This is a genomic window from Streptococcus sp. 210928-DFI.4.42, from assembly GCF_020554365.1.
GTDB classification, from domain to species: Bacteria; Bacillota; Bacilli; order Lactobacillales; family Streptococcaceae; genus Streptococcus; species Streptococcus parasanguinis_S.
In genome coordinates, this window is record NZ_JAJCHF010000016.1 from 13,810 (window position 1) to 26,260 (window position 12,451).

10 protein-coding genes are annotated in these 12,451 nt (G+C 44.2%); all 10 read right to left on the reverse strand.

Features of this window, described 5'->3' with window-relative positions; all coding sequences use genetic code 11:
• Positions 1-318: 318 nt before the first annotated feature.
• Positions 319-1,986: an alpha-glucosidase gene (locus LIZ08_RS07045; protein WP_227038574.1), complete on the reverse strand. Its 1,668-nt coding sequence runs from the start codon at positions 1,984-1,986 to the stop codon at positions 319-321.
• A 66-nt stretch (positions 1,987-2,052) separates the two neighbouring features.
• Positions 2,053-3,183, reverse strand: a complete 1,131-nt coding sequence (locus LIZ08_RS07050) for an ABC transporter ATP-binding protein (RefSeq protein ID WP_227038575.1) — start codon at positions 3,181-3,183, stop codon at positions 2,053-2,055.
• A gap of 124 nt (positions 3,184-3,307) precedes the next feature.
• Positions 3,308-4,168 carry a helix-turn-helix domain-containing protein gene (locus LIZ08_RS07055; protein ID WP_049516411.1) on the reverse strand — a complete coding sequence of 287 codons (861 nt, stop codon included), beginning with the start codon at positions 4,166-4,168 and terminating at the stop codon, positions 3,308-3,310.
• Positions 4,165-4,563, reverse strand: coding sequence for a Mini-ribonuclease 3 (locus tag LIZ08_RS07060; protein ID WP_003004765.1), 399 nt, complete (start codon positions 4,561-4,563; stop codon positions 4,165-4,167). Before LIZ08_RS07060 ends, LIZ08_RS07055 begins: the two co-directional genes overlap by 4 nt.
• Positions 4,556-5,899: a cysteine--tRNA ligase gene (gene cysS, locus LIZ08_RS07065; RefSeq protein WP_049516408.1), complete on the reverse strand. Its 1,344-nt coding sequence runs from the start codon at positions 5,897-5,899 to the stop codon at positions 4,556-4,558. Before cysS ends, LIZ08_RS07060 begins: the two co-directional genes overlap by 8 nt.
• 20 nt (positions 5,900-5,919) lie before the next feature.
• Positions 5,920-6,786, reverse strand: coding sequence for a GNAT family N-acetyltransferase (locus LIZ08_RS07070; protein WP_227038576.1), 867 nt, complete (start codon positions 6,784-6,786; stop codon positions 5,920-5,922).
• Between the two features lie 12 nt (positions 6,787-6,798).
• On the reverse strand, positions 6,799-7,416 hold the full coding sequence (gene cysE / locus LIZ08_RS07075; RefSeq protein WP_003018264.1) for a serine O-acetyltransferase: 618 nt from the start codon (positions 7,414-7,416) through the stop codon (positions 6,799-6,801).
• Positions 7,417-7,440: 24 nt separating this feature from the next.
• Positions 7,441-9,663 carry a polyribonucleotide nucleotidyltransferase gene (pnp, locus tag LIZ08_RS07080; protein ID WP_227038577.1) on the reverse strand — a complete coding sequence of 741 codons (2,223 nt, stop codon included), beginning with the start codon at positions 9,661-9,663 and terminating at the stop codon, positions 7,441-7,443.
• A 608-nt stretch (positions 9,664-10,271) separates the two neighbouring features.
• Positions 10,272-11,009, reverse strand: a complete 738-nt coding sequence (locus LIZ08_RS07085) for a hypothetical protein (RefSeq protein WP_031576164.1) — start codon at positions 11,007-11,009, stop codon at positions 10,272-10,274.
• Positions 11,010-11,110: 101 nt separating this feature from the next.
• Positions 11,111-12,427 carry a DUF6287 domain-containing protein gene (locus LIZ08_RS07090; protein ID WP_227038578.1) on the reverse strand — a complete coding sequence of 439 codons (1,317 nt, stop codon included), beginning with the start codon at positions 12,425-12,427 and terminating at the stop codon, positions 11,111-11,113.
• Positions 12,428-12,451 lie beyond the last annotated feature (24 nt).

Sequence of the window (12,451 nt, forward strand, 5' to 3'; positions counted from 1 at the left end):
TTAGACTTGGATGACACGAAAAGAACCTTCGCAGACACGAAGGTTCTTTTTGGAGATAAAATATCTTTCAAAACTTTCCTTAGGTGAGTACGGACGTCAGCGAACTTCTTCGAAGTTCCATGACTTAGTTTTGAGCCTAAGGTCTCAAAACTCCCGAGTGTTTGAAACAATAATGTTTCAAACACTTTTCTCACAGCGGAAAGTTTCAGTTTATACTTGATTGATTCTAAAGTATAGAAAACTTTTATTAATTTCTCCAGAATATTTAATGAAAATACTATTCTACATTAAATCCTAATACTGATGCAAAGTTTCTCCTTATTCCACCAATTCCAACACAACAGTTTGGTAAGGGGTCAATTCGAGCACTTGGTCTCCTTCTTGGAATAATCCTGCTGTATTATTTAAAACGACTGTTTTAATCGGAGCTGGCAACTCCAAGGTGGCCTGGCGATTTTGGAAATTGCTGATCACCAAGAGACGTTTGTTCCCACGGCGTTCAAAGGCGATGATGTTTTCACGGTCCCGATACACTGGGATCATATCTCCAAACCGAATTGTATTTCCATAAAGGGGATGGCGATACAAGGCAGTTAACTGACGGTAATAATTCAAGATGGAGTCTGGATCTTTTTCCTGGTCCTCTACATTAATAGAATAGTCTGGTTTGGGACTGATCAGCCAGGCTGGTCCATCGCTAAAGCCCAGACCTGGCTCCGCTGACCACTGCATCGGTGTCCGCGCATTGTCTCGGCTATAGTTGGCAATCACTGCTAAGGCTTCTTCCTCACTCAAACCAGCTTCTTTAGCAACGTGGTAGCCATTGATGGTCGCGATATCATCAAAGTCCTCCACTGATTCAAAGACTTGGTTCTCCATTCCAATTTCTTGACCTTGATAGATAAACGGAATTCCCTTGCGCAAAACCTGAATGGTTCCCAGGGCTTTTTTACTGGTATCGTTTACTGGACCTTCTGCGATATAATGGGACACCCCACGAGGTTCGTCGTGGTTTTCGATGATGGTCGAGAGAACACCAATCCTATCTGCGCGCTCATGCGCTTGGAAAATACTTTCCTTGAGTTCTTCCGCTGTTGGAAGAGTATGGTCAAACCAGCCCTTTCCTTCCTGCCCCAAGCAGGTTTGCTTGAAGTCAAAGATAGAAGAAAAGACACCGTCTTTTCCAATGAAGAAATGCAATTCTTCATCGGTTTCATTGAAAACTTCTCCTACAGTGAAAGCATTGTACTTGGCAAAGGTTCGCTCCTTTAACTCTTGCAAGAACGGTTCAATCGATTGGGCATTCACTAGAGACTCCAGTACTGGGACCAAGCCATTTTCGCGATCAGACGGAAGCGAACGCCATTCTAGATCTTTTTTGATATTGATAATAGCATCGATCCGGAAGCCCGCGATTCCCTTGTCCAACCACCAATTGATCATCCTGTAAATTTCTTCGCGCAAGACAGGGTTTTGCCAATTGAGATCTGGCTGATCCTTGTGGAAAGAATGAAGATAGTATTTGTTGGTGCCAGGAACCGGCTCCCAAACACTGCCCCCAAAGTAACTTTCCCAGTTGTTGGGTTCTTTGTCACTTTCGATAAAATAAAAGTAATCCGCATAAGGGCCATCTGGATCCGCTAAAGCCTTTTGGAACCACTCGTGATGACTGGAGCAATGGTTAACCACCAAGTCCATAATGATAGAAATTCCTCGCTTCTTACCTTCCGCAATCAACTCTTCCATATCTTCCATGCTCCCAAAAAGCGGGTCAATGGCATAATAATCGGAAATATCATATCCCTGATCAATAAAAGGGCTCTTGTAAACAGGAGATAGCCAGAGAATATCAATCCCCAACTGTTGAAGGTAATCGAGTTTTTCCGTGATTCCTTTTAAATCACCAACACCATCGCCATTGCTGTCCTTAAAGCTTTTTGGGTAAATCTGGTAAGCGACCTTCCCCTTCCACCAATCTTTTTCCATGTCTTGTCTCCTTAAAATGAAAGAGACCGAGACAAATCATCTCAGTCTCTATAGTGTCAGTAGGTATTAGTATACTGTTTTCTCAGTTTCTTTATCGAAGAAGTGAGCTTTGTTCAAGTCAAATCCAAGTTCGATTGTTTCACCAGTTCCAAGGTAGTCACGCGCATCTACTTTTGCGATAAATTCGTTATCACCAACTTGGCAGTACAAGTGAGATTCAGAACCGAGCAACTCAGACACTGAGATGGTTGCTTTCACGACTGATTCTGGGAAAGTTTCAAGGAAAGCAGCTTCTGTATTCACGTCTTCTGGGCGGATACCAAAGATCAATTCTTTACCATCATAGCCTTTTTCTTTCAAGACTTTCAAAGCACCTTCAGGAACTTTCAAATTCAATCCATTGGCAACGATGTGTCCACCTTCCAACTTCACGTTAATGAAGTTCATAGCAGGGCTTCCGATAAATCCAGCTACGAATTTGTTAACTGGGTTTTTGTACACTTCTTGCGGAGAACCAATTTGTTCCACACGTCCAATTGTACCAGTACCAGCTGGGTTTTTAGTAGCAGACATGATAACGATACGGTCAGCCAATGTCATCGCTTCTGTTTGGTCGTGGGTTACGTAGATTGTTGTAGCTCCGATACGACGGTGGATTTTCGCAATTTCAGCACGCATGGATACACGAAGTTTAGCATCCAAGTTTGACAAAGGTTCGTCCATCAAGAACACTTTTGCATCACGGACAATGGCACGACCCATGGCCACACGTTGACGTTGACCACCAGAAAGGTCAGCTGGTTTACGATCCAAGAATTCTTTCAAGCCAAGGATTTCAGCTGCTTCTTGTACACGTTTGTCGATATCTTCCTTGCTGTATTTACGCAATTTCAAACCAAAGGCCATGTTATCGTACACAGTCATGTGTGGGTAAAGAGCGTAGTTTTGGAATACCATGGCGATATCACGGTCTTTAGGTGCCACGTTGTTTACAACAGTGCCATCGATTGAACATTCACCTTCTGTGATGTCTTCAAGACCAGCGATCATACGAAGAGTCGTTGATTTACCACATCCTGAAGGACCTACGAAAACGATAAATTCTTTGTCTTTGATGTCCAAGTTGAAGTCTTCAACTGAGTAATGTTCGCTATTTGGATATTTTTTATAAATGTGACTAAGATTCAATTCTACCATGATGGTACTCCTTTGATTTTTATAGTTCTATTGTAAATGAAAACGTTTTACAAATCTATGGCAAGTCTCACAAAAAAGAAAAAGAGTTTTGTGCAAGTTGCACAAAACTCTGGATTGATTCCGTTTAAATCACATCTTGTAAAACTAAATGATAGCACAGGGCTAGATCTGTCAGATTTTTCAACTGAAGACCCGTCAACTCCTCCCACTTGTCAATCTTATATTGGAGCGAATTGCGGTGGAGATAGAGTTGCTGGGCGGCCTTGGTGACGACTGCCCCATTGTCCCAAAGAGCAACAATGATGTCTTGCAATTGATCTTGACTTTCAATCAACTGATGCAAGCTTGCCTTGATTGGAGTGAGATCTAAATCTGCCTGCTCGATTCCCCATAGATAGAGTTGAGAAAAGCGATAGACACCTTGATGGCCTTCTCGAATCCAGGCTCGAAAGACCGCCCGTTCTGCTCGGATGACCGGAGACACTTTCCCGTCTTTAGACTCGGTCCATACTTGCCCGACCAAGATAGATAAACGAATATTGAAGTCATACTCCATGGCAGAGACGGTATCTTTTAAGATATCGGCCACAGGTAAAGACTGGTCTTGGTCCAGAATGAGCACATAATCTTGTCCGCTCAGTTGCAAGGTTGCTCGGAAGTTGGGCAAAAGTGTCTGCATCATCTCTAGCCAAGAAGCCGTCCCTTCCGCTGTCGAATGCGAAATGTGGCAATAGACAAGCTGCATTTTTTTGATGACTTGAGGGGCTTCTCCCTTTCCATCGATCAGGTACTGGTACCAAGGATTAGGGGCAACCTCTTCTTCACCGCCCAACCAGGAAATCAATTGTTTTTCTCGTTCGGTTAGCTCTTCTTCCTTCAGCAGCAACCATTGATGAGCCTGAAGGGGAATGGCTACATAACCAGCTGGTGGATTGGCTTGATCCGTCACCTCTGCATGAGGAAACCACTCTCTGATATTTTTCACTGCTTTCTTCCTTCTTCTACTTGCTGGATGCACCAGTCAATCAGCTCTTCTAGCCGAGAGAGCTCCCCCGTCATATGGAGATAGCCCATGACAGCCTCAAAGCCCGTCGACATCCGATAGGTCACGACATCCGCATTTTTGGCCTTGGTATGGCTATTGGTATTGCGACCGCGCTTGTAGATCTCCAACTCTTTTTCTGTCAGAATTTCTTGCTCCAGCATGCTTTCAATCAAGCTGGCCTGAGCTCTAGCAGAGACATAGCGGGTGGCAGCCTGGTGAAGCTTATTGGGCTTGGTCATCCCTTGAAAAATCAGGTGTCTGCGAATATACATGGAATAGACCGCATCTCCCTCAAAGGCAAGGGCAATCCCATTGATTAGATTGACATCAATCACGTGTCCACCTTACACCTTCTTTTGTATCCAAGAGCTTGATTCCTTGTGCAGCCAATTCATCGCGAATGGCATCTGCTCGCGCAAAATCTTTCTTAGCCCGCGCTTCCTGACGTTCAGCGATCAAGGCTTCAATATCTGCATCCAAGTCTTCTTCGACAAAGACCACTCCAAAGACTTCTAACATCTTGGTCAAGGCATCCTTGACGTCTTGATTGTAGTGACCTGAATTGATCCATTTAGCCAATTCAAAGACGACGGTGATGCCGTTTGCCGCATTGATATCTTCATCCATAGCCGCGATAAACTTGTCCACAAAGCCTTGTAAGTCTGCTGGATCCACTTCTCCTGTGAACGGTTGCTCATAGGTGTTTTTCAAATACTTGAGGTTGGTCTCCGCATCGCGAACCGCTTTTTCTGTGAAGTTAATGGGCTTGCGGTAGTGCTGGGTTGCAAAGAAGAAACGAAGCACTTGGCCGTCGATAGTCTTCAATGCATCATGCACAGTGATAAAGTTGCCTAAGGACTTGGACATCTTGACATTATCAATATTGACAAAGCCATTGTGCATCCAGTAATTGGCAAAAGTTTTTCCGGTCTTAGCTTCTGATTGAGCGATTTCGTTGGTATGGTGCGGAAACTCAAGGTCAGCACCACCACCGTGGATATCAATAGTATCCCCTAAAATTCCCGTCGACATGACCGAACACTCGATGTGCCAACCAGGACGACCAGGTCCCCAAGGGCTGTCCCAGGAAATCTCTCCTGGTTTGGCAGCTTTCCAAAGGGCAAAGTCAACTGGATTTTCCTTGCGGGCTGTTTCCTCATCTGTCCGACCAGAAGCGCCTAGCTCCAAGTCTTCTAGAGTTTTGTTGGCTAATTTTGCATAGTTGTGGGATTTTTCCACACGGAAATAGACATCTCCCTGGCTCTCATAGGCATAGCCTTTTTCGATCAAGTCAGCGACAAAACGAATGATGTCATCCATAAACTCGACCACACGAGGATGGCGAGTTGCAGGCTTCACGCCAAGAGCCGTCACATCCTCACGGAAGGCCGCAATATATTTGTCTGCCACTTCCTGAGGTGTGATGCCTTCTTCTTTGGCACGGTTGATGATCTTATCATCCACATCTGTAAAGTTGGAAATGTAGGCAACTTCGTAGCCACGATACTCAAAGTAGCGACGAATCGTGTCAAAGGCTACCGTTGAACGGGCATTCCCTACGTGGATATAGTTGTAAACCGTTGGTCCACAAACATACATGCGGACCTTTCCTTCCTCGATGGGGATAAATTCTCGCAGATCACGAGACATGGTATCATAAATTTTTAACACGCTTCATTTCCTTTCTGTTTCTACTCTTTTGGCTTCAAGTAAACCACCTGAGTCTGTTTGATAAAGCCAATCTTTTCATACAAGCGTTTGGCACCTACATTGCTGTCTTCCACTGCAATCTGAAATTTCTTATCATTTTGCTCAATGACTTGGTTGACGAGGGATTTGGCTAGATAGCTTCCATAGCCTTGCCCACGATAGACTTCAGCAATCGCAAGTCCATAAAGGTAATTGCATTTTCCAGATACATCCACCGTACAAACACCAATCACTTGACCTTCTTTGAGTAATATGTAAAGCAGACTATCAGGATCCTTCAAGGCCTCCGAAATGTATCTGTGGCTCACTTCTGGTGCTTCCACTTCATCTGAAAAGGTTTGGTGGTGGAGCTGGGCAATGGCTTCAAGATAAGAAGGTTCTGCCAAGAGCACATCGACATCCGAACGGGAATCTAATGCATAAGCGGTTCGATCACGTCCTAACCAGATTTCAGTCTCTTCATCCTCGACCAGTCCCCAATTGCTGGCAAAATCAGGATGATTCTCTAGAAAAACACGCTCTGTTTGAAAAGTTACAGACTCAATTGGATAAGATGCCGTTTCTTTCTCAAAACTTCTATACAAAGCTTGCGCAATTCCCTGACGACGATGATTAGGGTGGACCAGGATCGCTACTTCCACATCTTGGTCATCTGCATAGACGGTTAATAGGCCAACAAGTTCACCTTTTTCGTAATAAAGGAAAAAGGCTGGCATATCGGGATCAAAATTGAGCATATTGGAGAGATAAGGATCTCGAAAAGTTCCGTCATACTTCTGACAGATGGCAATAAGGGCCTTTGCTTCCAGTAGTTGGTGGTCATTCAATGTATTGGTTGATTGAATCACGTAGCGATCTCCTTACAGGCTCGAAGACCGATGACTGGCTTCCTTGGCATGCTCCAGCTTGTTCATGTAGTATTCCCGTTTTTCTTCTTCTTGATGAATGACTGGTTCGTCTTTTCGACCGTGTACCCGTACAATCTTGGCAGGAACACCGACAACGGTCACATCACTTGGTACATCTGAGACCACGACAGCCCCTGCTCCGACTTTGGCCTTAGCTCCAATTTCCACCGGGCCGATGACTTGGGCATGGGCGGAAACCAAGGCTCCCTCACGTACCGTCGGATGGCGTTTGCCGACATCCTTTCCTGTTCCCCCAAGGGTCACCCCGTGATAGAGCATAACGCCTTTTTCAACAATGGCTGTTTCCCCAATAACAAGGCCCGCTCCATGGTCGATAAAGACACCAGAAGCAATGGTCGCACCTGGATGGATCTCGATCTGGGTCCAAAAACGCCAAAATTGGCTATGCATCCGAGCTAGAAGCTTAAAGCCATGGTTCCACAAAAAGTGGGAAACACGGTGAGCTGCCAGTGCTTTGACGCCCGGATAGGTCAAAAGGACCTCCAGCGAGGTACGCGCTGCTGGGTCATTTTCTTTTACAATATTGATGGTTTCACGCCACCATCCCATACCGTGCTCCTCCTTTTCTAATGCTTATTCTGAATCTTTTTGTGTAATGGTAAAGTCTTTTTTAGGTTTGTGGTCTTTATTGTGGTGACGAGGACGATCGCCGTGACGAGGACCCTTTTCACCTTTTTCTTCTGAATGTTCAGGTTTTGGCGGACGTGGCAATAGTGCCTTCATAGAAGCATCGACACGACCTTTTTCGTCAATCTTGATAATCTTCACATCGACTTCATCGCCGATGGCTACCAAGTCTTCGACACGGTTGGTACGCGTCCAAGCCATTTCAGAAATGTGAACGAGGGCATCCGTCTTGTCAAAAAGGTTGACAAAGGCACCAAATTTCTCGATCCGAACCACTTTGGCATGGTAGACTTCATCCACTTTGGCTTCACGCACCAAACCTGCAATGATCTCTTTGGCGCGGTTAATCGCATCTTGGTCGCTCGAGTAGATCGATACGTTTCCTTCTTCGTCGATATCAATCTTAACGCCTGTTTCAGCGATGATCTTATCGATGGTTTCTCCACCCTTACCGATGACAATCTTGATCTTGTCGACATCAATCTTGATGGTATCAATTTTCGGAGCAGTTGGCGCCAATTCTGGACGAACTTCTGGAATGGTTGCTTCAATCACGTCAAGGATTTCAAAACGAGCTTTCTTGGCTTGAGCAAGTGCTTCAGTCAAAATTTCTGCAGTGATCCCTTGGATCTTGATATCCATTTGAAGGGCTGTAATCCCATCACGTGTACCTGCAACCTTGAAGTCCATGTCTCCAAAGTGGTCTTCCAAACCTTGGATATCTGTCAATACTGTGTAGTTGTTTCCATCTGAGATCAGACCCATGGCAATCCCTGCAACTGGAGCCTTGATTGGCACACCACCAGCCATAAGGGCAAGAGTTCCCGCACAGATAGAGGCTTGTGAAGAAGAACCATTTGATTCTAAGACTTCTGCTACCAAGCGGATGGCATATGGGAATTCTTCCAAGCTTGGCAATACTTGAGCAAGGGCACGCTCACCAAGAGCACCGTGACCAATTTCACGACGACCAGGCGCACCATAACGACCTGTTTCCCCTACAGAATATTGTGGGAAGTTATAGTGGTGCATAAAGCGTTTCTTGTATTCAGGATCCAAACCATCGATGATTTGCGTTTCACCCATTGGTGCCAAGGTCAAGACAGAAAGGGCTTGCGTTTGTCCACGCGTAAAGAGCCCTGAACCGTGCACGCGAGGAAGGTAGTCGACTTGTGCATCCAAAGGACGGATTTCATCGACCTTACGACCATCTGGACGAACCTTATCTTCTGTAATCAAACGGCGCACTTCTGCGTGTTCCATTTGTTCCAAGATTTCAGCTACATCACGCATGATACGGTCAAATTCTTCGTGATCTGCATATTTTTCTTCGTAAACTGCTGTGACTTGGTCTTTCACTGCTTGAGTTGCAGCTTCACGCGCCAATTTTTCTTCTACTTGGACTGCTTTTTGGAGGTCACTGTTATAGGCTGCAATGATTTCAGCCTGCAATTCAGCGTCCACGTGAAGCAATTCTACCTCTGCTTTTTCTTTCCCAACTGCTGCTACGATTTCTTCTTGGAAGGCAATCAATTCTTTAACGGCTTCGTGCCCTTTGAGAAGAGCTTCCAACATGATTTCTTCTGACAATTCTTTGGCACCAGACTCTACCATGTTGATAGCGTGTTTGGTACCAGCAACTGTCAATTCAAGAAGCGAGCACTCAGCTTGTTCTTGCGTTGGGTTGATGACGATCTCCCCATCCACATAACCTACCTGTACTCCAGCGATTGGTCCGTCAAATGGAATATCTGAGATAGAAAGTGCCAATGATGAACCAAACATGGCTGCCATTGGTGCAGATGCATTTTCATCGTAAGAAAGAACCGTATTGATGACTTGCACTTCGTTACGGAAACCTTCCGCAAACATTGGACGGATCGGACGGTCAATCAAACGCGCTGTCAAGGTCGCATCTGTTGAAGGACGACCTTCACGCTTCATAAAGCCACCAGGAAATTTCCCAGCTGCATACATTTTTTCTTCGTAGTTAACTTGAAGTGGGAAGAAATCCCCAGTTGCCATCTTCTTAGACATGACAGCAGCCGTCAAGACAGTTGACTCACCGTAACGCACGACAACAGCGCCATTTGCTTGCTTGGCAACCTGGCCAGTCTCTACGATTAACTCACGACCCGCAAAAGTCGTTTGAAACACTTGTTTTGTCATTGTAATCCCCTTTGGATTGATAAAATTATACGACTTGCCTACAAAGATCAAGATATTTTGGACGGTTCGGCTTGCCGAACATTTCTGTAGAAAAATAGGAAGGTGACGCCGCACTCGATGAGTGCTAGGAAGCTTATCTTTTTTCCTAAGAAATGAGGCCAAAATTCAGTTCATCAGGATACAAAGGGCGTGAAGAATCCCGTATGAAAATAGGAGATTGACGCAGTGTGCCACGCACACCAGGAAATCTATCTTTTTCACTAGGGATTTAGCCCGTATTCAACTATCAAGATACCAAGGCCGCCAAAAGCAAAGTAAAAATAGGAAACTGACGAAGTCTTCGATGAAGACAAGAAAGTTTATCTTTTTTACACAGCTTTTCGGCCGGGTCCAGTTACTCAAGATATCAAGCCGTCAAGCAACTCAACGAGATAGGAATTTCAACAGCCTATCTGTATGTTATATCCTCATCTTTGTATCCAAGCACGTATACCTTTTATTTTAACATATTCAAGCCCAAAAGAAAAAGGCTTTGAGGGCCTTTTTCTTTGATTCTTCAGCAAGTTCTATATAAAAATTTTAGAGCTAGATATAGCTTCTGATTATTTTTACGATTTCACAAATTCTGTACTATCGACATAAAAGCGTGTTTTGTTGGTCCCACCCTTGTAGTTCTTGTTGTTGCGTTTCAAGACAAAACGTCTGTATGGGTCTGAAGTTCCTTGGATAGTCGTTGTCACTTCAACTGAATCTTCATTGATTACCCATTCATCCGGTGAAGGAATTTCCATCGGTGGCATCGCTCCGCCACGACCACCAGGTACAATTTCGTAGAAGGCCTTGTCTTTTGTCGAATAGAGCCAGCCATTTTTCTTTTCATTTGTTAGTTGGATCAGCTTGTCTTGTGAAAGACTGCGGATAGAGTCTGATGTCTCTTCTGCCTCTAATTTATCAATGACATCTTGCAGATTATAGGTCCCCGGCGTGTAGGTATTGTAGTAATCAATGAACATGTCTTGTGGGTAACCATCAACCGCACCGTGGTCATTGTTCAACTCTAGCAAACGAGTCGGTTGCACCTGAAGTGAATAGGTCAAAGACGCACTGTTTTCAATAATCGAATAGATATCCGCTTGGTCCGCTTTTGACAAGGTCCCAATGGCTTCTTTATCATGTTCATCTGACTTATCTCCTTCGGTTTGCTCTTTTTCTTGGGCTTTATCAGATGATTTTTTAACCGATGAGGCTCCTACTGGACTGTGCTTGCGCTCATAGCGTTTGGGAGCACAAGCTGCTAGGGAAATTATCGAACCAACTGTTAAAAATAAAATAATAAATTTTTTCATAATATCTCCTATTTTTTTATCCTACTCTATCAAAGAAAATCTATTTACTCAGTATTAATGAAGAGACCACTAGCAAATATAAGTTAATTTTCTAACCTTTTTTAGTCTTCCTTATAGAACAAGTCGCTTTGATCTGAAATAACATTTTGACCCCAATAAATAATATCCTTGCTATTATCAACAGAAAAATTTCCATATTTTAATGATGCGGGAAACTCTTGACCTGCTGGGAAAAAACTCATTGCTGAAGCACCAGCTGGGGCAGTTGAATGAACACTACTGCTTAAGTATCCAAATTCATGATTAAAGCGGTCTACAACCTGGTCTGTTGGTTCACCATTGATCTTTGATATACCGTTATCATCAAATGTTACACTCATCCCTTTCCCATTTCTCCAGGTTCCTGCGATACTTGAGAAATTTCCGTTCTGAATCTCTTGAATATTCATTCCGCTGCTTTTTTTACTTGAGCTTGCTGATTTAGAACCATCCACGCGCGTTGTGAATTCAAGGGCGATCCAGCCTTGTCCAGATTCCAATTTGCCCCAGGTATGGCCATCTGCCTCTACAGTTTCCGTAATGGTGTGAGTTCCTTTTGCGATCATCCCTGCAGAGGGAGCTGAGGTTGAGGGCTCTTTTCGAATACGGAGATCAGCTACGCTAACTTGTACTTGGAAGCTTTCCGATTTTTTCTCTTCTGCTTTTGCTGTTGATTTAGAGTCTCCTGAATCCTCAAACGTTTTCCAGTCAAGCTTACTAAGGTCCAACTTCTTGGCTGAAATCCCAAGAGCTTGCTCTGCTGTTTCCTTGCCTCCAATTTGAATGGTTGCTTTCTTTTCTTCCTTGGCCTCCCCTTTGCCTAGCGAATAAAGGGTCAATTCCATTTCTGGATTAATGGATTGCCAAGTAGCATAGACAATTTGTCCATTGTCAAAAACATCTAAACTTGAGCGATAGCCACCCACCGCAGCTGTATAAGCTGTATGGAGCAATTCAGCTTTTTGACCTTTAAGGTAATAGATAGCAGAAACATACTGTTTGTTTCCCGTGTATTGATTAGACACCAAGAGCTCATCCACTCCATCTTGGTTCAAGTCTGTAAATGCATATTGGAAGGTGACGGGAGTTCCCAAGCGTTCCAAGGCATCCAGATAGATATTTTCTTCTGAACCCGATTGTAATTTGCCTAATTCCTCAAAGAGGCCTGCTTTATCCCCATTTTTAAGAGCTGCATCATACTTAGCATACCGCTCCAAAACCTCTTGATAGTGCTTCTGACCTGTATCCTTCTTCTCTTTTTTGACCGACGAAGAGCTTGCCGCTTTTGGTTTACTTTGGCGTTCATAACGTTTGGGTGCACAAGCCACTAAAGATAGCACGGATGCACCTGCTAATAGTGTAATCATAACCTTTTTCATAAAAAATTCCCCATTTAACAATCT